The following is a 23,820-nucleotide window of genomic DNA, read 5'->3' as shown; positions in this document are numbered from 1 at the left end:
TCACAGCCTCTTTTCGACCAGCACCTCGACGCGGCGGTTTAAGGCCCGTCCCGCGCGGGTGCTGTCGTCGGCCACTGGATCGGTAGCTGCACGTCCTTCGAAGCGAATGCGGTCCTGCGGCACACCGTTCTGGACCAGCATCTCGGTAATGGTTGCTGCGCGCGCTTCCGACAGCCGCTGGTTGGTGGAAAGCGGATTGGACCGTTGCAAAGGAATACTGTCGGTATGGCCGACCACGGTGATGTTTCCGATCAGTTCCTGATTGGCGAGGATCACTTTGGCGATTGAACCGATCAGCGGTTCGAAGCCTTCCGTCAGTGTCGGCCGCGACGACTGGAACAGTTCGGGGTTGGAGGCCTGAATGATCAGCCTGGCCAGCGAAACGCTCTCGGTGCCGCTTAGCGCGGCTCTGAGATTTGCCGGCGCTCCGGCCTGAAACTCCGGCACCAGCGCGAAATCCACTGCCTCCGGCGGCGGCGCGTCGACCGGTGGCGATGTGCGGCTGATTTCGCCGCGCGTTGGCGGCGGCAAAGCACGAACGAGCGTGGAAAGCTCGACCGCCTGACTGCTCAGTCCCATCGACAGCCCGAGATAGATTGCAGTGGCGATAACCGCCGCACCGAGCCCCATCACCCAGATCGGAACGATGAAGCGCTGCGGCTCGTCGGATGCGATCACGCCTTTCCAGTTCGGCGACAGCGGCGCGCCGTCGGCATCGGCATCGCGCAGAAAGCGCGCCGCAGCAACGCGAACGGCATTGAGCGAGCGGTCGCCCGACCGGCCTGGCACACGATATTTGCCGCGGAAGCCGAGCGCCAGGCAATGATATTGCAGTTCGAGCAGTTCGCGATCCCGGTTCGGGTGGCGCTCGAGTTCGTCGAGACGCGTGAAGAACTGCGTGCCGGCATCGACATCGCCTCGAAGCATCACCACGAGCGGCTGGCGCGGCCATGCGCTGGCGCCGCCCCATGGCGTGTTCAAGGCCAGATCATCAAGCAACGCCGCCACCACCCAGGCTGCCTGGTCGGCTCGCTCCAGAGAGGACCCCGCCGCCATTGCCGCGTCACGTGCCCGAACCAGCTCATCGAGCAATCGGGTGCGCAACGCTTCCGGGTTTTCCGGCGGCAGCGCGCTTTCAAGCTCGGGCGCGAATTCGAGCAGGGGCGCGAATGCGTTGACAAGCGTGTTGGGATGCGTACGCGACCGTTTGATTGGCACACCCGACAGGAGTGGCGTCATCGGTCGCGGCATCGGCGCACCGGTCAGTCGTATGCGAGTGCGTTCGCGATCCTCCGACAGTCCGAAAGGATCATCCCGGCTCATCGTCTCACCTGTTTACCGAATAGCAGTCCACCTGCGGCTCGCTCGGCAGTACACCCGACACGCCAATGACGAAGCCGGGGGCATCGAGCAGCGAGGCCCAGTGCTCGCTTTTCTGATCCAGCTCAAGGCACAGCCGATCGCCATCGTAGGGGATTTCGCGGGGCTGGGAATGAAGCGGTTTCAGCGGAATGCCGGGTAGACGGGATTTCCACAGGCCCTCGAACTGATCGGCCGAACCGACAGTCGCCTGGTTGACGAAAATCTTGCGCAAAGCGTCTTCCGACAGCTCGGAGCCGACCCGGATGACGATCCGGCTGGCCACCAGCAGCTTCGGGTTGTCGATGCGGATTTTCCAGACGTTGGTCGAATGCCGCATGACCGGCAGTGCGCGTGATTTAGGCTCGATGTAACGCAGGCTCAGGATGAGCGAACGCAAGGCGTCCGCCAGCGCCGAATAGGCGGGGCCGGGCGCCATGTGATCGTAGGCGGGCAGCTCGCTCAGCCGCCGCGCGCTCGAGCCATAGGTCGCCATTGAACCGGCAAGACCGGCAAGCTCCAGGTAAAGCTCGGCCGGATGGAAAACTTCCTGAGCCAGCATGTGGGCCAGTCGCGGACGCGCCGCATTGGCGAGATTGAGCATCAGCAGGTCTTCGACGCTGCGCCCTGGCCCGCCCATGACCATTTTACCATGTGCCTCGGCGATCTGGTCGAGGCCGGTGACAACTTCCAAAAGCAGTTGCCGGTACCAGGCCACCGCTCCGGTAACCAGTGTCGGCGGCAGGAACGTCTCATCCAGGGAGACGCCGCCATCGGCTCGCACCCCTTTGATGTCGGCTATCGGCAGGGCGGTGTAGCCACCAACCGATTTTCCGGGGGCAAGCAGCAGCGCCTGCGGACGGGCGATTTCGATTTCTTCGGGATCCGAACCGCCCTGGACGGCGTCGCGGACGGAAACGATGCGCCCATGATAGCGCGCGCCGGTGGATGCGGCGTGCGCCGAATCGAAGCCGACACCGCCGGCAGGCTCGAGCGGCAGGGCGACCAGCACCGGTCCGGCGCCTGTATCGGCAGTAACCGGCAGCGGTCGTGGCGCGTCCATCAGGTCAGGGATGGAGAAGGGGGTTCCATCCGGAAAGATGCCTCGTGCGGACAGGATGGAGACCTGGCCGGCATCAAGCATTGCCTGGTCCAGCGACAGCTGCTGAAAGCCGAACGTATGGAGCTGCCCGGCCTGCAACGCGCCGCGCACAGTCGCCTCGAAAAAGCGATCCTGCTGTTGAAAATGCTGGGTCCGGAGAAACAGGCCTTCGGACCACAGCACTCTGTTTGCATCGCTCATGCCGCTACTTCCTGCATCGAGCACCCCTTGTCTTGGCCGCTAGGCGGAAATGCCGCCACTGCCAAGCGTGACGTTGACGGTTACTTTTGACCCCGGCGACACCGACTTGGTCGTACGCCAGTTCCGGCCGCCAGGCTCGCGAACGAGGGCAACGAAGCCCAGCGCAGCCGCGTCCGGCTCGACCGTGATGGTTTTGGATGCGGTTTTTCCAGGTCCGATGGAGATCTGGTCCGATCCAATGAGATCGCCTCCGAGTGCGGAGCCGGCATCCCCCTGCAGCGCGAAATAATCGGCCGAGTTGAATTTACCGGTGCTGCGCAGCCGCATCACGAGGACCGTCACGGGCCGGTCGCCGCCACCTGGTCCGGGGTTCATGCCGGCCGCGCCGGTCAGGTTGACGGTGACCGCGGATGGTTTTGGCGGACCGCTCTGGCAAGCCGCAAGCAGCCCGGTTGCGCCCAGGGCAACGATAAATTCACGGCGATCGATCATGTTTCACTCCTCCTCATATGCGTCCCGAAAATCAGCGCCGATTTCGCCGAGGAAGCTCGATTCCGCACTCTGGGCGATTTCACGATGGCGTTTCTGGTATAGCTCCCACAGCTTGGCGCTGCGCCCGCCCGAAAGCAGGGTGCCGATCGCGGAACTCGACTTGAGCTCTTCCTCGATCGCTGCCGGGTCAAAACGGTCAATCATTCGCCGCAAGGCCGACTGCACGCCTCGCCAGGCGCGCACGTGATGATGCGCGAGATCGCGGACCGCGTCGGCGATTGCCGCTTCGCCGGCCAGAAATCCGGGGCTGCGCTCCGCGATAAGGGTCACGATGGCGTCGTCGACCGTCGGCAGAAACTTGAGCGGATTAACTTCAGAGGCCCCCACCACCGTCTGGGCGACGCGAGCATTTCCCTTTTCCTCGGCTCGCTTGCGCAGCAGCTGCATTAGGCCTTCCATCATGAGCCGGTACTCGCGACCGAACTTCTCCATTTCCGCGACGCTGTCGCGTCCGGGAAAATCGGCTTCCTCAATGCCCATGCCACGCAAGAACGCGGTGCGAAGCGCCGTGTTCGCCTGTTGCGCTGCTGCCGGGGAAGGAGCGGGTCTGGGAGCAAGGCCGGGACGTGGCGGAGGAGGGATCTCTGCCGCCTGGCCAGGCAAATCCCAGGGATTGGCCGATTGCGGCCTTCCGGCAACGTGTTTGCGTTGACCGGCCGAGCCGGCGCCGTTCCTCCAATCGGGCGACGCGGCCGGCCCGAAACCGAAATCGTCATCGAATTGGGATGACCTTCCTGGAGCGGGCTGGCCTGCAACGGGCTCGCTTGCACCGGAAGGCGTCGGATCGAGGCTGAATGGATCTGCTGGGCCCGACCCACCACGTGATTCGGAATAGCTAGGGCCATTCGGTGTGGGCGTTGATACCGGGTCGAGACTGAACGGGTCGTCGAAGGCAGGCGAACTGCGCTGGTTGGCGCGCTCGAACGCTCCTGGAATCGGCTGCTCGAACGGGTTCGGCAGATCGGCGGGGCGCGGTCGTCGCGGCTCTTCCTCGACCGCGGCTGAAAAGAAATCATCGCGGCCGATGCTTACCGGCGCTCGTGATGCCTGTGGCGACGGTTCCGCGAACGATTGGCTGGCTGCCGGTGCTTGAGCGGCCGACGTCTGCAGATCGACGCATACGATGTAGTCGCCCAGCCTCAGCCGCATGCCGTTTTGAAGACGGACCGAGGTGCCAGCGCCGAGCGGGCTGTCGGAGTCGTTTATGAACAAGCCGCTGCTTGATGTGTCGGTGACGAAATATCCATCCCGCCCGCCGGTGATCCTGCAATGGGCGCGCGAAACGAACATGTCGGGATCGTCGATCTGCCAGCCCGCGTCCGCGCTACGGCCGATCACCAGTTCACCCTCGTCCAGCCGGGTCTGCCGTACCGCCTGGGTGCGTGGTCCGTGCTCCAGCGTCAGCAGCAGACTCATGCCGCGACCTCCGCCATTTCCGGCCGCCATCCGACAATTGTCCGCAGCCGCATGTCGTCAGCATCGCCCCTTTCAGCGGGCCGCGCAAGCCAGGTGGTTCGGCCGAGTTGTATCGCTCCAATACGGGGCGGCGGCACCGCTTCACGCGCGAGCACGATCCGCAGATCGACGTCGAGCGATTCCCCGACCATGTCGCGAACCGCCTGCTTGAACATCTTCAGACGTTGACCGCCCGGCAGGAACGTCTTGAACTCCTCATACCCGAGCGGGCCAACGCGGAGTTCGATCCTGCTTTGGCGGCTGAAAACGCGCGGGCCGATCGTCGCCCCGCGACCCAGCACCGCGTAAGCTTGGGCAAGTCGGGTCTGGAGCGTCGCCGGTATGGTCATCCAGGCGGCAACGAACTCCTTGATCTGGACCGGCACCTTGAACGCTTCCGCCAGGAACAGCGTCAGCCGCTCCGGACCGTCGACCTGGCTGGCGAGCGACGCCGCCTGGCGAAGCTTCACGGCGTCGAGATCGGGATTGTGGGTGCCAGGAAGTCCGATTCCCGCCATGGCTTCAAGCATGGCCCTTACCCGGCCGCCGACCGCACGTTCGACCTGTACCGCCGGATGCGCGTCGGCCCAGGCCCGATAGTACAGGGCGATCATGCGGTGCTGGAGAATATTGACGAAGTCCACGAACGTCGTGTCGCTGGTCTGCCGTGCGTCAGCGCCGGTGAACCAGCGCTGCGACAGACGATCGAGCACCCAACGTGTCAAATGAAGCGGCATCGGGCCTTCCGGTCCCATCAGCCCGAGATTTGCAACCGTAACCCGGGCCGGCGTCTTGTCCTTCGCCTGGCGGAACGCAACCACGTCCTTGGCGGAAAAGCTAAGACGCACATGCTGCCCGAGCCTTGCCGGCTCGCGATCCGCGTGGCCGGAATAGCCGAACAGCCCGCCCCTGCGTTCGAGCCGGCGCAACAGTTCGAAAAAATCGAATGTATCATCCAGCTCTTCGACCCGGTCCAGGTCGAATTTGTCTAGATCAGGTAGCGATTGCCGGGCGTCATCGGCCATGGCACATCCTCCTGCTTCTGCAGCAGCCGCGTGCGGGTCCGCACAAAGCCGTTTACTCCGGCGTGACGGGCAAACAGCCGTGCAAGCAAGGCTGAAAGCAGCAATGTGCTTTGCCCTGCCAGCACCGACTGGTCCACATGCAATGTCACTTCCGTGCCTCGTCCAAAGCACATCGGCCCATCGATCTGCAGCCGTTCGATGACGGACCGCGAGTCGATGCGAACGATCGAGTGCACATTGCGGGCGAGGCTCGGATCTCCCCGGTCGGCATAAAGATCGAGCAGCGCATGCAGCGGATCGACGCCGCGGCCTTCCTTGGCAAGGCTGAGAAAGTTGAGCGCCAGCTGCGCCACCAGCCGCCAGGCAAGATTGTCGGCGCGGGATTCGCCCTCGGCGCCCGCGGGCAGCGCGGCGGGGATAGCCGGCTGGGGCGGGCGCAACGCACCGAGAAGCCGGACCGTTTCGACCGGGTCGCCTGTCTCCAGCGTCAACGTGGGGTTGTCGTCGAGGATCGGCAGGTCGCGGTTGGTGCAAAGCGCCATGATGTCGACACGCTTCAGCGGCCGGTTCGCCGGGCTTCCGACCGGCCGCGAAACCGATAGGAAAACGTCGTCTCCGGTGTATGAAGTGCGGGTCAACCCGTCGCGCCGTTCATCTTCGGTGGCCCGGCGAGGGCGCCGTTCGGTGGAATAGACCCAGCCATTGCCGCGGTTTTGCCCCAGGCTGAAGAGCTCCGGAATTTCGGCATCGGTCCCCTCGGTGTCGGCGTCCTCGACGCGGGTCACCCGATAGATTTCGAAGTCCCGAGCCCGCGTGCGGTCGGCATGCAGCACTTGCCGCGTTCTGCGCGGATCAAGCTCGATGACGTTGCAGTCGCGCTCGAAGAGGTTGATGATCGGCGTCGCAAAAAGTTCGAAATCCGCCGGCGTCACATCGGCAAGTTCGGGTACTGGACGCCGGAACATGAAGATGATCTCGAGCCCGGCCTCGCATCTGCGCACGACCGATTGCAGTCCTGAAACCCGCACGTAGTGAAAGCGCTCGGGCATCATGAAATATTCGCGCAGCAGACGGTACCCTTCGAATGTCGGACGGGTACGAGGCATCAACGCCTCGTCGTCGCTGATGCCGACCATTTCGGGGCCTGGCAAAGGCGCTAGCGGATTTGCCTTGCCCTCGGCGCGTGCACCAACGGCCGAGCAGGCGCCGAAAATCGCGTCGAACAGCAATGGCGCTTTGGTGCGCCCGGCAAAATAGAAATCAAGTCGGTCAAGCGCCAATTCGTCGAGCTTGCCTTTTCCGGCCCGACCCAGCGTGATACGCAGCGCCGCTTCGCCGCCAACGCCGCCGATCGGTGTTATGCCGGCCGCTGCCAACCCGCTGCGATCCTGGAAATAGCTGACCGACGTAATCGTTATCGGCCACAGCGTCGTTTCCTGCGCGGTGGTGAATGTGCAGCGCGTCGACAGCCCGGGTTGCAGACTGGACACCAGACGCGTGTTCCGCTTGACGACATGGCCGGCAATCATCGACTGGACCTGCTGGCCGGGTTTCAGCACTGCCATCGCCGTTGCCGGCGCCGGCGTAACCAGATCGGGATAGAGGACATCCAGGACGCTGCGTGAAAACCGCGAACGCTCGGCATCGACTTTCAATCGGGTGCGCGCAGCGAGGAAAGCGACGCCGTCAAGCAGCCGCTCGACATACGGATCCGGGCAGGGGACCGTATCCAGCGAAAGATTGCGCGCCACCGCCGGATGCATGTCGGCGAATTCCGCCGCGAGTCCGCGGATATGGGTCAGTTCCTCCTCGTAATATTCTACGAAGACCCGATCCATCTCAGCTGTCCCTGAATTCGGTCCGCGCCAGGCCGTTATCGAGATTGATCGTGGTGCGCAGGCGCATGCGTTCCGGCGTCGGCGTCATGATCAGAACGGCGTCTATCTCGATCTTCAGGCCGACACTTTTGTCACCGAGGGTCACCGTTACCTTTGTTGCGCCTTCCTTGAGACGGGGCTCGAAGGTGGCAAGGACCGAGCGGATCTCGCGCGCCAGGGTCTCGCGATCAAAGTCGCGGGACGAACGGCCCGAAAAGGAAGGCACGCCGTAGTTGACCACACTTCGGCGCACCTCCGGAAAATCGGCCAGCGACGGCGGATTGTCTGCGGCCTGTTCGCATTCGAAATCGGAAAGAAGCGGAACAGCTTCAAAACGCTCGGTGTTGAACAAGGCCTCGATGTCGCGCCGCACTGCCTCCCTGAGGACGCGGGCCGATACGACCACGCCACGGTTTTCGATCTCCGCGCGGTGTTGGGTCTGAAAGGCCAGGCGGTGCAGGCGCCGCTTCTGATCGGGAGTCAGCTCCGCGTCGGCGTCGATGAGCCGCGCACTGCCCGCAACGAAAGCGTCCAGACGGTCCGCACCCAGCTCGTCCTGCAAGGCATGGCGCAGACCGTCTATCTCGGAGGCCACGCCCGGCAGGTCATTGACGAGGCGATCCCAGAGAGAGGGCTGGACCGCTTCGCGTTTCGCTCGCGAACTGCCGGCAACCTGTAGCTTGTCGGCGCCGGGCCGCCGGGCCTCACTTGCCGACATAGACATCCATTTCACATTCGTCCTTGCCGTCATAGACGAATTTGATCGTCTTGTAGGCGAAGCTGACCTCTTCCTCGATCAGGTCGGCCTCATCTTCGGCCTGCTGCATGCCGTATTCCATGATCGAGGCCTCGGTCAGGGTGACGACCAGGTAATCGCTGGTCTCCCCATCTATGGTCCGCCGTGCTGAAAACACCACTTCGCCCAGAAGCTTGTTGTCGAACAGCGCCTTTTTCAGATAGGGCGAGGATTTGTCATAGTGCTTGGTAAACTTGATCATGCCCAAGGAGACACGGCCGCGGCGCGAGATCGAATTCGGATCGTATGGCGAGACCATTTTGTAATCGACCCCGTGGATTTCGATTTCCTCCTCGTGGCCGTCTCGAACGCTTGGACCTGGAATATCCGGAACCTTTAGAAAGCCATCGATCTTCATTGATGTTTGCATTGTCTTTCTCCTCCGCTTTTAAACAGAACAAGGTGTTGTTGCTGCGAATCAAGTCTTCACGGACGGTAGTTCCGACACCAGCCTGAGCGAGGCGTTGATGCCTTCCAGCTGGTAGTGCGGACGCAGATAGAAGCGGGCATTATAATAGCCCGGCCGCCCCTCCACGCTGTCGACCTGGACCTCAGCCGCGGCAAGCGGGCGCTTGGCGCGCGCCTTGTCGTCGGCAAAGGCCGGGTTGGCCAGCACGTATCGGTTGATCCACTCGGTCAACCAGATTTGCATATCGGAGCGTTCCTTGAACGATCCGATCTTGTCGCGCGCAATGGCCTTGAGGTAGTGCGCAAAGCGCGAAACCGGGAAAAGATAGGGCAGGTTGGCGCTCAGCCGTTCATTTGACTGGGCGTCGGGATCGACCAGCCGCCCGGCGCGCGTCTCGTCGTCCTGCAGCGAATGCGCACCGATAAAGGCTGCGAGATCGGTGTTCTTGCGGTGCAGGATGGGCATCAGGCCGAGCTTGGCCAGTTCCGCCTCGCGCCGGTCGTCGATGGCAACTTCCGTCGGGCATTTCATCGCGATCGATCCGTCGTCGGTGGGGAAGGAGTGCACCGGCAGGTTGATCACTGTGCCGCCGTTCTCGACGCCGCGGATCTGCGTGCCCCAGCCATAGAGCTTGTGGCTGCGGTTTATGTTGACGCCCATCGGGAAGGCGGCGTTCATCCAGACATATTTGTTGTGGTCGCCGTGGACCTCTTCCTCGAAAGTGAAGCCCTTCACCGGAACGGTTTCCGAGCCATACGGCAGTCGCGCCAGAACACGTGGCATGGTCAGGCCGATGTAGCGCGCGTCCTCGCTCTCGCGCAGCGATTGCCACGAGGCATAGGCCGGGTTCGAGACGATCATCTGCAGGTCCTGCGGGTTCGGCAGTTCCTGCCAGCTGTCCATGCGGAACAGCCGCGGGTCGGCGGCTGCGATGAACGGCGTATGGGCGGAGGCACAGATGCCCGAGATGTTGCGCAACAGGCCGACGTCACGCGGATGGTTCGAGAATTCGTAGGCGCCGATCAGGCAGCCGATCGGCTCGCCACCCAGCATCGAATACTCGTCCGTATAGACCTTCTTGAAGATCGGGCTTTGATCCCACATCTGGCCTTCATAGTCTTCAAGCGTGTCGGCAAGCTGAACCTTGGAAATGTTCATCACCCGGATCTTCAGCTTCTGATCCGTCTCGGTGTTGTTGACGAGATACCACAGGCCGCGCCATGTGCCTTCCATTTCGCGCACTTCCGGCGCATGCAGAATCTCGTTCACCTGGGTCGTCAGCATCTTGTCGATGCCTGATATCAGCGACTTGATCGACTTGATCGCGTTGGACGAGATGGTCGTGGTATCGGAGCGGGACTGCGCCGCGAGCGCAAGATTGCGCACGAGTTGCTGCAGCTTCTCGCTGTCGTCCTTCTTGACCTTGAAATCCTTCTCGAGGAGCCCGCTGAATTCTCCGAGGTCGATGGCTTCCGCCTCAGCGGCAACGGCTGCGGTTTTTTGTTGTTCGGCCATGATTTACTCCTGAACCTTGTCGTCGTCGGATAATGCCTGGTTGGCGATCTTGCCGAGAAGCGGCTCGTTGTTCAGAAGTTGCGCTATACGCTTTTCGGCGTCGACACGGCCGTCCATGAAGCCGAGCAGTTCCTCGAGCTGACGACGCATCTTGAGGATTTCGGCCAATTGCGGAACTTGCTCGGCGATCTTGTCCGGCGCGAAATCACCCATTTTGGTGAAGGTGAGGTCAAGCGCCAGTTCCTCGTCCCGTTCGGCGCCTTCAGCCTGGGGTAGTGTATTCTTCACTCGGGCTTTGACGCGTGGCCCGAGTGCCTCCATGAACTTGGGGAAGCGGTTGGCGTCGGTCTCGACAAAGGCGCGGTCCAGCACCGATTTCGACGCTTCCCTGGTCTGTGAGGCGCCGGAGAGGTCGGCCATCACACCCATGACAAACGGCAGTTCGATCGTCGTCGGGCTGCCGTAGGTCTCCACGTCATAGGCAATCTGCACGCGCGGTGCGCGATTTCGTTCGATGACCTTCGCTTTGCTTTCGGCTGCCATGGCTTGTTACCTTTCATCCTTCTGGGCCGTCTTCTTGGCATCGGGAACGCCGGCAAGAAGCCGGAATTCCTTCAGCCCCGACGGGGCGAGATCTTCCATCAGTTCAACAAAATCCATATGCACCATCCGGCGCACGCGGCGAGCGAGGTGCGGGATCGGGCTCGACGGTTCGGTGCGGTCATAGAAGGCGACGACGAGGTCGAGGCATTTGACGACGTCGTCGCGCGAGGAAATCCGGTCGGGTAGGCTGCTGCTGGCGGGCGCCGCGTAGCTTGCCACACTTGCCATAGGATCGGCTCCATGACCGTTTCGAGCAGGCGTTGCCGGTTCCGCAGGCGCCGAAACTGGCTTCGCGGCGCCATTCGCGGTGGCCCCGGCGGCCGAGTTTCGTTCGAGGGTCGTCAGTACACGCTGCAGAAACCGTTTCAATTCCGGAGCGGTGGCGCCACCTTCGACGCGAGCGTTGAGGGCGGCCTCGACCGCATCGAGAGCCGCGATCGCGGCGCGGGCGTCGGCGATGAGCGACGTCATCTCCGCGCCGGCCTGATCGATCTGTGTCGCGCATGCGCTGCGCACCCGGTTCAACAGTTGGCTGTGCGCGCTCGCCAGCGCTGCCTTTTCGGCCGCGTTCAGCCCCGAGGCAGCCTCAAGCAGCATGACGCGCTCTTCGAGGGAACCCTTCTCCAGGTCCTCGCCGAGGACCGGCCCGATGGCGCGCGGCGCGAAAAACGTCATTTTCCGCAGGTCCTTGAGCAGGCCATCCTGGCTGTTCTGAAGGTCAGTCAGCGCATTGATGCGGCGCAGGGCGGCGTCGCGTGGCGTGGCACCGGACCGCAGGGCCGGATGCATGGTTTCCCAATGCTGATCGAAGGTTTGCACGATGAGGGTCAGGCCGTGAGTCAGCCCGGCAAGCCGATGCTCGTTGGCCAGAGCACGCGTGACGATGACGAGGAGGCGCAGGTCTCGGCCGTGCGTACGCAGCTCTTCGGCCTTGGCGAGCACCGCGGGCCAGTCGATCGGAACATCGACTTCCGACTTGTCGTTGCCTTGATACTCGACCTTTTTTTGTTGTTCCGTGAGGCGCTCCAACTCATGAAAGGCTGGATCGTTGCGCAAGTCTTCCCCTGACGGATTTTCACCGTCCAGCGGATTCAGCCAGAGTGCGAGATCGATCACACCATCCCCCAGCGAGCGGCTCTTGGGCCGTGCCTGACCCAACGTTACCACACCGCGACACTTTACCACAATTTAGTTGTTGCTCAATCTTAATGGAAGCTTGCAAGCCGGTACCTGAGCTCGAAATCGCTGGTGCGATTGTCGAACCCCGTATGTGAATGCATCGCAAACAGGCGGGGCCTTCCATGGCTGTTGTAGCCGATGTCGCCGGCTTCTGCCGGGACGGAAGAAGTCGATTGAATCGAACACCCGGACGCCCGCTCATAAACCCTCTTTGTCAAGTCGCTGCTTATGTGGCAGTTTGTTGGCTGGCAGATTGGAGGGGCAAGTTCGATGGAACAGCGCCGGTCGTCGCAGAGCTTTAAACGCAAGGAACTGGTCGCCAAACTCAATCCTGTCTGTTTGCGCGCCTTCAAGGCTGCGGCCGACACCGCCAAACTGCGCGGCAATCCCTATGTCGAGCTCGTCCACTTCGTCGAACAACTGGTGCTTTCCGAGCGCTCGGATGTGCAACAAATACTGGCAGACGCCGGGGTGGATGCGAGCCGGCTCACGGCCGATATGACCCGCGCAGTCGACAAGCTGGCTTACGGCGCCACTTCAATCGAGGAATTTTCCGATCACATCTTTCACTCCATCCAGGAAGCCTGGAGCCTGGCGGGGCTGGAATTCAGCGTCGAGGAAGTCCGCAGTGCGCATATTCTGCTCGCCTGCCTGAAGACGCCGGTGCTGGAAGGGCTGCTGTCAAAGATAAGCGGCGAATTCGACAAGATCGATGCACAGGCCGTCATTGCGCGGTTCGCAGATGTCATGGAGGGTTCACTCGAAGCTGGCGCCTCGACTGCGGTTCCCGCCTCCGAAACACCGCGGCGGGCTGCGGGCGGGGATTCGGCGCTGGCGAAGTATGCAACCGACCTGACCCAGCGCGCCCTCGACGGCAAGATCGATCCGGTCGTCGGGCGCGATCCTGAGATCAGGCAGATCGTCGATATTCTGATGCGACGCCGGCAAAACAACCCGATCCTGACCGGCGAGGCCGGGGTCGGCAAAACCGCGGTCGTCGAGGGCTTTGCCTTGCGCATTGCTGAGGGCGACGTGCCGCCGACGCTGCAGGGCGTCAGCGTGCGTATGCTCGATGTCGGCCTGATGCAGGCGGGCGCAAGCGTAAAGGGCGAATTCGAAAAACGGCTGAAGGCGGTCATTGACGAGGTGCAATCCTCAGAAACGCCGGTCATCCTCTTCATCGACGAAGCGCACACACTGATCGGCGCCGGCGGCGCGGCAGGAACCGGTGATGCGGCCAATCTGCTGAAGCCGGCGCTGGCGCGCGGTGAGCTTCGCACGATCGCAGCAACGACCTGGGCCGAATACAAGCAGCACATCGAGAAGGACCCGGCGCTTACCCGTCGCTTCCAGGTAGTCAAGATAGATGAGCCGTCGGAAGCGGTGGCCGTTCTGATGCTGCGCGGTGTCGCCGGTGTCCTCGAGCAGCATCACAAGGTGCAGATCCTCGATGAGGCGATCGAGGCGGCGGTCAGCCTGTCCCACCGCTACATCCCGGCGCGGCAACTGCCCGACAAGGCCGTGAGCCTTCTCGACACCGCCTGCGCCCGTGTCGCCATTTCGCAGCATGCCACTCCTGCCGAGGTGGAGGACATTATGCGCCGCCGCCAGGCGCTGGAGGTCGAGCGCGCCATTATCGGCCGCGAGGCGGCGATCGGCATCGGCGTGGCCGACCGGCAGGCTCGGGTCGAAACCGGGCTTGCCGAGACCGAATTCACGCTTGCTGCCGCACAGCAACGTTGGGATCGGGAAAAGGCGCTGGTTGGCGAGATACTCGAATTGCGCGCCAGGCTGCGCGGCGAGGGTGTGCCGCTCGATGCCGTGGAGACTCCGGAGGCGGTCGCCGAAACACCAAGTGCGGATGCGCCTGAGATCGAAATGCCTGAAACCGATGCGAATGCAACGGGCACTGCCGGTCCTTCTCCCCCCGACCCGGCTGCCGATCTCGCGCGGTTGCGCGAGCTGATGGCCGAACTGGCCGAAGCGCAGGGCGAGACGCCGCTGATCCTGCCGTCTGTCGACCGCAATGCCGTGGCTGCCGTGGTGCAGGACTGGACCGGCATTCCGACTGGCCGGATGCTGTCGAGCCAGACCGAAAAGGCGCTGCGGCTCGCCGCCACTCTGTCCGAACGCGTGGTCGGTCAGGACCACGCCATGGAAATGATTGCCAAGCGCGTGCAGACCAGCCGGGCCGGGCTCGGCGCGCCCGAAAAACCAGTGGGGGTTTTTCTGCTCTGCGGTCCCTCGGGCGTCGGCAAGACGGAAACCGCGCTGGCCCTGGCCGAGACGCTCTACGGCGGCGAGCAGAACCTCATTTCGATCAATATGTCCGAGTTCCAGGAGGCGCACACGGTCTCTACCTTGAAGGGGGCGCCACCCGGATATGTCGGCTACGGCAAGGGCGGCATCCTCACCGAGGCGGTCCGGCGCAAGCCCTATTCGGTGATCCTGCTTGACGAGGTCGAGAAGGCGCATCCGGACGTGCATGAAATCTTCTTCCAGGTCTTCGACAAGGGGATGATGGACGACAGTGAAGGCCGGCGGATCGATTTCAAAAACACGCTGATCCTGCTCACCTCGAACGTCGGTTCCGAAGTCATCATGGACCGGACCAGCAGCGGCACGGTACGGGCGGGGCTCGACGATCTCGACACCGCATTGCGTGCCCCGCTATTGAAGGTTTTCCCCGCGGCCTTCCTTGGCCGGGTGGTAACCATCCCTTACTACCCGCTCTCGGACATGATGATCGAAGCGATCACCCGCCATCAGTTCGCCAAGATCGCCCGCCGGCTGCGCTTAAGCAACGATGCCGAGTTGGTGATCGGTGACGGTGTCATGGATCTGGTCAAGGCCCGCTGCACCGAGATCGAATCCGGCGGCCGAATGATCGACGCCATTTTGACAAACACGCTTCTGCCGGAATTGAGCCGCGGCGTGCTGAACCGGTCGCTCGAGGGCGAAAAGATGACGAAAGTGACTGTCGGAGCCTCCGAAGGAGGATTCACCTATTCCTTCGAATAGCCCAGGAGCAATTCTATAGCTCCAGTGCTTGGCACCGGAGCCGTAGGACCGCCTGGGGTGGAGGGGGGCCATTTACTGAGCCGTCTCAAAACGCTGTCGCGAACCTTGTCTCACGCATAGACGCGGTTGCGGTTTGGGAAAGCGGTTCGATCTCGCAAACCCTTGCTGCAGCAGCGCGGGATGCCCAAGGTCTTCTCCCATTTCCCGTTGCCCTTTCCCGGCACACTAGGCCGCCCAGCGAAGTCGCAGGCATTCCGTGCTCTGGCCAAAGCAGGCCCAAGGTGCATCAAAGAGGATGGAGGGCAGTATCGGTACCTCGAAATCCCGCATCTACAGGCCGCGCCCGACACCAAACTAGCCGCGAAGCCTGAGGAACAAGTCTCGCGCATTGAACAGGTCAGAGCGCACCAGCACGAAGAGAGCCGTACCATAGACAGAGGCCCCAAGGACAATTGCGCCAATAAGGAGTGTCTCCTGGGCGGCGTGCTCAGGCGCGCTGCGTAGCCACGCGCTGATGGCGCCGAACATCAGGAGGGCGGCGAGAGCCAGTCGTGGGAAGATCTCAAGGGGTCTCAGCACGTCGATACGCGCGATGCGCTGAGCGTAGAAGAGGAAGATGGGTAGGAGGACCAGGCTGCAGGCTACGAGCGCCACCATTGTCATCTCGAGGCTGATCTGCGCAGTGACGGACAACAGCATCGTTGCGACAACAGAGTAAGCTATGTTCAACTTCAGGATCAACCTGGAGTGACCCATTGCAAGGATCGTAAACGCGCAGAGGCTGTCAATAGTGCGTTGCAGGCCCAGCAGCATGAGAATCTGGACAGCGACGACCCCGCTGGCCCATTGCGGGCCGAAGATAAAGGGAACCGCGATCGGTGCGATCGCGGCAAATCCGACGAATGCAGGAAATCCCGCTATCCCGGCCATGCGGACGATCGTGTTGAAGAAACGGTCGATCTTTTCGGGTTGATCTTGAATCCGTGCCACGGTGGGCATTGTGACAGCCATCAGCGGACTGAGGAATACTTGCACCAGAAGGTCGAGCGGACGACGGGCGAGAGCATAGACTCCGACCGCATAGGGGCCGAGGAACGTACCGAGTAGGACCTTTGGAATTTCCTCGTTCAAAAAACTCCAAAAAGTCTGGACGATAAGCGGGCCGCCAAATCCTAATAGGTCACGAACCTTTGCATAGGAGAAGGTCAGACCGGGCCGCCAAGAACTGCCAAGGAGAAGGACAGCGGTTTCCACAGCCGCTTTCGCAAGGTGCATCCAAATCATGCTCCATACCCCGAAACCGGCTATTGCCAAGACGATGCCGAGTGTGCCGCCGACGACGGTGCCGGCAAGTGTACGCAACGCGAACAAGCGGAACTCGAGTTGGCGCTTCAACACAGCCGCAGGTACCGACGAGAGAGCCTGAATTACGACGACCACGCTGCTCCAGCGGATGAGATCTTCGAGAATGGGCTGTCCGAACGCTGCAGCAATCAAACCGGCAGACGTCCAGATGAGCCCGCTAATCACCGCGCCGGTCGCGGTGAGAAGCCAGAAGGCCGAGTCAAAGTGTGAGGACTCGATTTTAGGATGCTGGATGAGTGCCTCCGGTATTCCGATCGTGACCGGAACAGCAAGAATGACGGGTACAACCATGGAGAGGGCGGCGAGGCCGAATGCTTCAGGTCCGAGATGCCTGGCCAATACGACAAAAACGGCAAACATGGCTGCTTGCCGACCCCATGTTTCGACTGCTGCCCAGGCTGCGCCGCTGACAATCTTCGCGCCGATCGATGTCATCGCACGTCTCTTTGCCCGTTGGCAGACAGGCCTGCGACTTTCGATCGCGCAGCCAAGGCTTTCCGTCTTCGTCTCACGGCTGCGCCGCTAGCGATCTGGCCTGGTCTACGTGAATAAAAAGGAGAGCCGTCGACCTCTCTCCAGCTATCGTTTGTCGAGCTGGAACCTCGCGAACGCAGAGCCGTCGCGGGACACGGACGGCGTTTAGCGTGCTTGCTCGTCATTCTATTCCACCACCCACAAGCACCCATGGCTGAGGATACTGTGGTTGGAGAGGAAGGGTGGCTGCATCCAGTTCTTATTGGTCATAGGCAGCTCCTCTGGAGATCCTCTTTTTAGCGCAATCAAATTAGGCGGTGTTACGGCTGATATCCTGATGTCATCGCGGCGGGCGCGTTGCTGGGATTGGAATTCGTTCGAGTGCATCGTGCCAAACCTTACGCCGGAGCGTGGGAACGTAAACGTCCCCAAACGGCGTATGTCTGTTTGGTGCACACTGATTACCGATTGACCATCCCGCGTTCCACACGCCCACCCGCGCGGGCGATCAAGAAGCGGGCTTAGCAGCTGTCTCGGTCCGCTCGGCGATGACCTTTCCAGGCTATATCCCTGCTCGACCATCTCTTTCAGCGCACGCCAGTCACGCAGCGTGGCGTTTCACATCCCTGGGTTGCGGCGTGGACCGTCAAGCTGTCTTGATGTACTCGCCCTTGTATCCAAGCGCGATGGCAAAGTCGCGATGGCCGTAGCGGTGGTAGTGCATCATGATGTGCCACAGGATCGGCATCGGACCGATCTCGACCATCGGCTTGGGCGGCTCTCCTGTTTCCTCGGCCGGCCGTGTCCCCAATCCCCCGCGGGGATCCCCACGTTCATAAAGCCTTCCCCACCAGCAAACACGGGTCTCGAACGCCCGTGAGTTCTGTTACCATGGGCGATCGGCGTTCAACGACGCGAGCGAACGGATGATGGAAGCGCACCGATGTGGACCTTTAGGCAGACCTTCAGCACCATGCTTGATAGTCAATTGCGACTGCGACTTAGGCCGTTTGAGATAGGCGACTGGTCAGCGTCGGCTGTCATTGTTGCGCCGCATCCGGATGACGAGACGCTGGGTTGCGGTGGCGTTGCGGCCAAAAAGATTGCCTCGGGCGCCCAGGTCCGTTTTGTTTTCGTCACCGATGGCGCCGCGTCTCATCGCCACCTTATGCATCCTGAAACCTTGCGGGCGACACGCGAGGCCGAAGCCATCGAAGCAGTTCATCGTCTGGGCGTATCATCCGAAAGTGTTACATTCTTACGCCTTCCAGACGGGGCGGCCAATCATCACGTTCATGAGATAACAGATGCGGTCGTGTCGATGCTCAACTCATGGCGGCCGCAGAGCGTTTTCGTGAACCATGCAATGGATCCGACTTCCGATCATGTCGCCGTCAATGCAGCAGTTCGCGCGGCGCTTCGTGCCTATGGTCGCCCTGTCACGGTATTCGAGTATCCAGTCTGGTATTGGTACCATTGGCCATGGACAAGTCTGTGGGGCGATTTGCCGAATATGTGGCGTGTTACTTTGCGGCAAACGATCAAGACGGCGGCAGGGCTGCGGGCGCCGTCCACGCTCAATAGCCTCGCCTATGTTGGCGATGTTATCGGCGTAAAGCGTGAAGCGCTGGCGGCGCATGCGTCGCAGATGCAGCGCCTGGAGAACCAAGATGAATGGCGGACGCTGTCGGACTTGTCGGGGGGAGATTTCGTCGAGCGATTGCTGGCCGACTACGAAATGTTCACACGCTACGAAATCAACATTTAGCATGTTTGGCCGCCTGATCGCGGTCCTTATGATCGGGTACACCCTCGCAAGTTGCGACGCCGCTCAGGGACAGGGACCTCCCGAAGAAATTCTAGAGTCGGGTCTTGTTTTTGAACGCAAAGAGATCGCCCCCTATTCAGGAGACGTAAAGCTTGTTGGCGATATAGACGGCGATAATCGACTAGATTTCGTTCTTGGCGGCTTCCCCGAGGATGCGATGTCTTGGTGGCGGTGGCCCGATCTGGTCCACACCGTAATCGCGAGGCCCCGCGTCGAGTTCACCACCGACGGCGTGCTTGCCGACATTGATGGGGACGGTGATCCCGACATCGTCACGGCCGATGGGTCCGAAGCTGTCAATCTCGTCTGGCTCGAGAACCCGCGGCCGAATGATAACCCGACCCACGGTCCCAGTTGGAAGCGTCGGGAAATCGGTGCAGTCGGCAGCTGGGGCAAAGACATCAAGGCGGCCGATTTCGACGGGGACGGCCTCGTTGATATTGTCGTTCGGGCGCCTGGCGAAGTGATGATTTTCTTCCAAGAAAGCCCCAGCTCCTGGACCCGCGTGGGTTTGTTCTTCTTCAACTTTGGCGAAGAGGGAATGGCAATCGGTGATATAGACGGCGATGCTGATGTCGATCTCGTCCTGCACGGAGTATGGGCGTCGAATCCAGGAGCAGCGGCAGCACGCGATCCAGCACTATGGCGCAGCTACGAGCTTGGTCCGTTCAATCCTGCATTCAAGGCGCTCGTCACCGACCTTGACCAGGACGGCCGCGCCGACATTCTGACTTCGAGTTCCGAGCACACTGACGACGTCGCCTGGTTCCAGCCCCTCGCCGGACCGACGGGCCGCTGGATCCGCCATGTCATTCAGCCTTCTGTCGCGGGCGCCCATACGCTGCAGGCAGCCGACATGGACGGAGACGGGGACAACGATGTTGTGGTCGGGCAGATGCATACGACCGAGGAGCGCAAACTCGCGATCCATTACAATATTGACGGGCAAGGAACGCGCTGGGCCCGTCAAGTGATCGACGATGTGGGTCTCCACAACGGTGTCGTCGCCGATGTCGACAGGGACGGCGATTTTGACATCTATGGGGCGAACTGGGTGGGCAACCCGCCTGTCAGAGTGTGGATCAATCGGCTGGATCCGCCTGCATCGGTCCGCCTCGACCGCTGGACCTATCATCGTATCACGAACGGGCAAGTCCGCTCCTTTGGGCTCGCTTTTTCCGCCATGGATGGTGATGGTCGCACAGACATCATCTCGGGTCCGTTCTGGTACCGTCAACCGTCCGAAGCCTGGATCACAGAATGGGAACGGACCCCGCTTGCCGAGGGTGTGGACGCGGTCGCAGCCTTGGACCTCGATGGTGATGGGCGCGGGGAGGTCATAGCACAGCGCGGCGGAGGCAGGGCGCTGCACCTGGTGTGGCTCCATGCCGAGGACATCGAAGCGCACCGCTTTGAAGTGCACGGGATCGGAGAGGTTCCCGCCGCCAGTCATGAGCTCGGCTCTCAGGGCCATGCGCTAGCCCAGATCGTAAAAGGTGGGAAGCCGGAGCTGGCGGTCTCGAGTGGCGGTGGGGTTTTCTATTTTAAGATTCCTGACGATCCAACAGTCGAGCCATGGCCGCGCACCCGCATCTGCGTCGAAGCGTCTGATGAAGGGATCGCATTCGCCGATATCGATGGCGATGGTCTACTTGACCTTGTCGCCACGACCGGCGATGCAAAGACGGCCGCATGGTGGCGCAATCCAGGTGACGGCTCGCCAGACTGGGAGCTTCGGCATGTTGGAAAAGTTCCTGAAATGGTCTATCCCGACCGCGTGGCGGCCGCCGATCTTGATGGCGATGGACGTGCGGACATCGTCGTGACCGAGGAAAATGGCAAAGCCGACAGCGCTAAGGCGTATTGGTGGCACAACCCCGGCGACAGCTCCTCCGACTGGGAGCAACACGAAATCACCTCGCGCGGTTCCCTTAATAGCCTTTCCGTGTCCGATATGACCGGGGACGGCAGGCCGGATCTTATCATGGGCGAGCATCGCGGCGCACTTCGCCTCTCGAGCTGGCATAATCTGGGTGGGGGACGGTTCATCGAGCAGCTGGTCGGCGAAGGGATGGAAAGCCATCTGGGAGCAAGGACGGTCGACCTCGACGGTGACGGGGATCTCGACATCGTGTCGATCGCATGGGACGCATTCGAAGCGATCCATGTCTGGCGGAATGACGCGGTCGGCAAGCATGCTGATGGCGACCAAAAGGCCCGCTGACGGGGAGGGGGAGCTTCGGCCGGCGCCGCATGAACCGTAGCGACCTCGTCCGGCACCACCTGTTTACACGGCTGCGCGGGCGCTCATGCCTCGACGCTCAAGTCCGGGAAAATGCGATGCGCTGAATGAATTCAACCGCTCGACGTGTTAAACCATTCGACGTTGTCGATAGCAGGTTGACCAAACCAGTGCGCAAGTCGGGCCGCTCATGCCTTTACGACGTTGTCGGTGCGTGACTGACTACGCGCACAAGCATTTCTGGTATCGAGCACCAGCTTTGCGTGCTTGGTGATGTTCTGCCAATCAATCGCATCATGATCTGTCGAGATGACAACGGCATCATACGATGCCAAACTGCTAGCGCAGATATCCACAGAGGGGCGACCTGCCAGGGTGGCGTACTCTCTTGTTCCGGGTATCTCCGGTACGTAGGGATCGTGGTAATCAACGACTGCCCCGCGTCGCTCCATGATGTCGATCAGCTTCAACGATGGGCTTTCTCGTGTGTCACCCACGTTTTTCTTGTAGGACATCCCGATCACCAAGATCCGCGAACCGCTCAGGCCGCGGCTGGCTCGCCGGTCCAAGGCCTCCACAAGGCGGTCAACCACATAATGCGGCATGTTCGTGTTGATTTCACCGGCAAGCTCAATGAAGCGTGTTGTTATTTCGTACTCTCTTGCCTTCCAGGTCAGGTAGAATGGGTCGATCGGGATGCAGTGCCCGCCGAGGCCGGGGCCTGGATAAAACGCCATATATCCGAACGGCTTGGTCTTGGCGGCTTCGATCACCTCCCAGACGTCGATGCCCATCCTGTCAAAAATCACCTTTAGCTCATTGACCAACGCAATGTTCACAGAGCGAAATATGTTCTCGGTCAGCTTCACAGCCTCTGCCGTTGCGGTGGAGGCCACGGGAACGGTTTGCACGATGATCTGGTCGTACAGTTCCTTGGCAACCTGTAGGGACGATGGGTCGTCGGCGCCTATCACCTTTGCAACTGTGGCGGTGGTGTGTACGTCGTTGCCTGGGTCCACCCGTTCGGGCGAATAGGCGAGAAAAAAGTCCTTTCCTAGAGAAAGATTCGTCGCCTCGAGCAGCGGCTGCACGACCTCTCGCGTCGTTCCTGGCCAGGTCGTCGACTCCAGAACGACAAGTTGACCAGGGCGCAGCCGCTCCGCGATCGCACGTGCGCTGTTTTCGACGAACGACAGGTTCGGCTCCCGGTTTTTGGTGAGCGGCGTTGGCACCGCTATCAAGATCGCGTCGGGTTCGCTTAGGTCGGCGAAATCGCTGGTAGCGCGAAACCGCTTGCTGTCGACAGCCACTTTGATGGAAGCACCAGGCAGATGATCTATGCCTGTTTCTCCGCGGTTAAGAAGTGCAACCCGAGACGCGTCGATGTCGAAACCGATGACTTTGAACCCCGCGTCCAGCGAGATCATGGCGAGCGGTAAACCAACGTAGCCGAGGCCCATGATGCCAACGGTGTAGTCCCGCGTTCGGATGCGGTTAACCAGTTCCTGAAGGTCTGGAGCAGTCTGCATGAGATGCTGGCAACTTTCGCTTCAATGTCGACAATAAAGGATCGCCTCAATTACCGCGGGGAAGCAGTCCACAGCAATCAGCAAAATGTATGCGCTTAGCCAACCCCAGAGCTGAAAATAGCATGGATTGCACCATTGGGAGAACAGCCGAAATGCTTACCCCAAGCCACGTTGTCAAATAAACCTTGCGCTGCCACATTTAACTTTCAAGCGACATCCTAAAGGATCTGGGAGCCACCTTCGCTCGCGAGATCGAAGATGCCGCGTTTGGCGAAGGGACGCACACTGCGTCAGTCGATTAAACTGTTCGGTCGAGGTGGGGAATATGACGCAATCGATCCTGGTAACTGGTGGAGCGGGCAATATCGGCAGTGCCCTCACTCGCGCGTTGGTCAAGCTACCTCAGACCCAGGTGGTCGTCGCTGACAACCTGTCGACCGGAAGTCGAGACAAGGTACAAATAGACGCGGGCAATCTGACCGTAGTAAAGGCGGATGCGAACGATTTCGACGACATCTCATCGTTGTTCTACCGCTTCCATTTCACCCACGTCTTCCACTTCGCAGCCGTGGTCGGTGTGCAGCGGACTTTGGCAAATCCGTTGCTCGTGCTGCGCGACATCACCGGTATCGAGAACGTGCTGAGGCTATGCAAGAACACCGGCGCCGAGCGTGTCTACTTCGCTTCGTCATCGGAGGTATATGGCGAGCCTTTCGAGATTCCTCAAAACGAGAGCACCACGCCGCTTAACTCTCGTCTGCCGTATGCAGTGGTGAAGAATCTTGGAGAGGTCTATCTGCGCACTTTTCAGCGTGAGTTTGGACTGCCATTTACCATTTTTCGCTTCTTCAACACCTACGGACCACGTCAGAGCGAGGATTTCGTTCTGCCGCGATTTGTGCGTGCCGCCCAGCGCGGCGAGCCCCTGACGATTTACGGGGACGGTTCGCAGACCCGCACCTTCTGCTATGTCGACGACACGGTTGACGCTTGCATCGCGGTTCATCGAACGCGCGCGCACGAGAACGAAGTGATCAACGTGGGCAGCGACGTGGAAATGAGCATTCGACAGCTGGCCGAGTTTGTCATCGACGTGCTGGGCTCGTCATCGAAGTTGGAATTCCGACCGCCCCTTGCGGAGGGCGACATGACGCGCCGCTGTCCTGACACGAACAAGATGAAGGCTATATTGAACCGTCCCCTGGTGCCGCTCGAAGAGGGCATTCGCCGCCTCGCCGACCACCTCTCCCGACCGGAAGACCGCCCTGCACTTAGAAGAGTCGCCTGA

At 61.2% G+C, this 23,820-nt stretch carries 17 protein-coding genes and 1 pseudogene; 4 read left to right on the top strand and 14 right to left on the bottom strand.

The genetic code is table 11. From position 1 onward, the window contains the following. From icmH to tssA, 11 genes are read right to left on the bottom strand one after another with little or no spacing between them, the layout of a single operon-like run. Positions 1–1,323 (bottom strand): type IVB secretion system protein IcmH/DotU, encoded by a 1,323-nt coding sequence (gene icmH / locus AC0L3N_RS05930; RefSeq protein ID WP_473546313.1) that lies wholly within the window; start codon positions 1,321–1,323, stop codon positions 1–3. Between the two features lie 4 nt (positions 1,324–1,327). Next, positions 1,328–2,662 carry a type VI secretion system baseplate subunit TssK gene (gene tssK, locus AC0L3N_RS05925; protein WP_473546312.1) on the bottom strand — a complete coding sequence of 445 codons (1,335 nt, stop codon included), beginning with the start codon at positions 2,660–2,662 and terminating at the stop codon, positions 1,328–1,330. A gap of 39 nt (positions 2,663–2,701) precedes the next feature. After that, a complete protein-coding gene (gene tssJ, locus AC0L3N_RS05920; protein WP_352960720.1) occupies positions 2,702–3,154 on the bottom strand; it encodes a type VI secretion system lipoprotein TssJ in 453 nt (150 codons plus the stop codon). 3 nt (positions 3,155–3,157) lie between these two features. Then, on the bottom strand, positions 3,158–4,630 hold the full coding sequence (tagH, locus tag AC0L3N_RS05915) for a type VI secretion system-associated FHA domain protein TagH (RefSeq protein WP_473546311.1): 1,473 nt from the start codon (positions 4,628–4,630) through the stop codon (positions 3,158–3,160). Beyond that, positions 4,627–5,694 (bottom strand): type VI secretion system baseplate subunit TssG, encoded by a 1,068-nt coding sequence (gene tssG / locus AC0L3N_RS05910; RefSeq protein WP_473546310.1) that lies wholly within the window; start codon positions 5,692–5,694, stop codon positions 4,627–4,629. Before tssG ends, tagH begins: the two co-directional genes overlap by 4 nt. Then, positions 5,658–7,532, bottom strand: a complete 1,875-nt coding sequence (gene tssF, locus AC0L3N_RS05905; RefSeq protein WP_473546308.1) for a type VI secretion system baseplate subunit TssF — start codon at positions 7,530–7,532, stop codon at positions 5,658–5,660. The genes tssG and tssF overlap by 37 nt, the downstream gene beginning before the upstream one ends. Position 7,533: 1 nt before the next feature. Beyond that, a complete protein-coding gene (gene tssE, locus AC0L3N_RS05900) occupies positions 7,534–8,289 on the bottom strand; it encodes a type VI secretion system baseplate subunit TssE (protein ID WP_473546305.1) in 756 nt (251 codons plus the stop codon). Beyond that, positions 8,276–8,725: an Hcp family type VI secretion system effector gene (locus tag AC0L3N_RS05895; RefSeq protein WP_473546358.1), complete on the bottom strand. Its 450-nt coding sequence runs from the start codon at positions 8,723–8,725 to the stop codon at positions 8,276–8,278. Before AC0L3N_RS05895 ends, tssE begins: the two co-directional genes overlap by 14 nt. 60 nt (positions 8,726–8,785) lie before the next feature. After that, entirely contained in the window at positions 8,786–10,291 is a 1,506-nt protein-coding gene (gene tssC, locus AC0L3N_RS05890; protein WP_077382162.1) for a type VI secretion system contractile sheath large subunit, read from the bottom strand. Between the two features lie 3 nt (positions 10,292–10,294). After that, positions 10,295–10,834 carry a type VI secretion system contractile sheath small subunit gene (tssB, locus tag AC0L3N_RS05885; protein WP_123149512.1) on the bottom strand — a complete coding sequence of 180 codons (540 nt, stop codon included), beginning with the start codon at positions 10,832–10,834 and terminating at the stop codon, positions 10,295–10,297. A gap of 6 nt (positions 10,835–10,840) precedes the next feature. Then, entirely contained in the window at positions 10,841–12,010 is a 1,170-nt protein-coding gene (tssA, locus tag AC0L3N_RS05880; RefSeq protein ID WP_473546303.1) for a type VI secretion system protein TssA, read from the bottom strand. A 333-nt stretch (positions 12,011–12,343) separates the two neighbouring features. Here tssA and tssH point away from each other — a divergent pair, with 333 nt between their 5' ends. Then, positions 12,344–15,094, top strand: coding sequence for a type VI secretion system ATPase TssH (gene tssH / locus AC0L3N_RS05875; RefSeq protein ID WP_473546301.1), 2,751 nt, complete (start codon positions 12,344–12,346; stop codon positions 15,092–15,094). A 354-nt stretch (positions 15,095–15,448) separates the two neighbouring features. Here tssH and AC0L3N_RS05870 read toward each other — a convergent pair whose 3' ends face one another. After that, positions 15,449–16,894 (bottom strand): lipopolysaccharide biosynthesis protein, encoded by a 1,446-nt coding sequence (locus tag AC0L3N_RS05870; protein WP_473546300.1) that lies wholly within the window; start codon positions 16,892–16,894, stop codon positions 15,449–15,451. A 694-nt stretch (positions 16,895–17,588) separates the two neighbouring features. Beyond that, a pseudogene (locus AC0L3N_RS05865) lies at positions 17,589–17,744 on the bottom strand (glucose-1-phosphate cytidylyltransferase); the annotation flags it as partial. Between the two features lie 132 nt (positions 17,745–17,876). On the opposite strand from AC0L3N_RS05865, the gene AC0L3N_RS05860 reads away from it, so the two are divergent. Together AC0L3N_RS05860 and AC0L3N_RS05855 are read left to right on the top strand one after the other, a co-directional pair. Next, positions 17,877–18,701 (top strand): PIG-L deacetylase family protein, encoded by an 825-nt coding sequence (locus AC0L3N_RS05860; protein WP_473546298.1) that lies wholly within the window; start codon positions 17,877–17,879, stop codon positions 18,699–18,701. A gap of 1 nt (position 18,702) precedes the next feature. After that, positions 18,703–20,985, top strand: a complete 2,283-nt coding sequence (locus tag AC0L3N_RS05855; RefSeq protein ID WP_473546296.1) for an FG-GAP repeat domain-containing protein — start codon at positions 18,703–18,705, stop codon at positions 20,983–20,985. 206 nt (positions 20,986–21,191) lie between these two features. Here the strand turns inward: AC0L3N_RS05855 and AC0L3N_RS05850 are convergent, their stop codons facing one another. Then, complete coding sequence (locus AC0L3N_RS05850; protein ID WP_473546294.1) at positions 21,192–22,532, bottom strand: nucleotide sugar dehydrogenase; 1,341 nt, start codon at positions 22,530–22,532, stop codon at positions 21,192–21,194. Between the two features lie 325 nt (positions 22,533–22,857). On the opposite strand from AC0L3N_RS05850, the gene AC0L3N_RS05845 reads away from it, so the two are divergent. Further along, the gene (locus AC0L3N_RS05845; protein WP_123149518.1) at positions 22,858–23,820 is read left to right on the top strand and encodes an NAD-dependent epimerase/dehydratase family protein; all 963 of its coding nucleotides are present in this window, start codon (positions 22,858–22,860) and stop codon (positions 23,818–23,820) included.

Source organism: Mesorhizobium sp. WSM4807, from assembly GCF_055811615.1.
The sequence above is the reverse complement of the archived record's forward strand: the minus strand, read 5'-3'. Positions and strand labels throughout refer to the sequence as shown.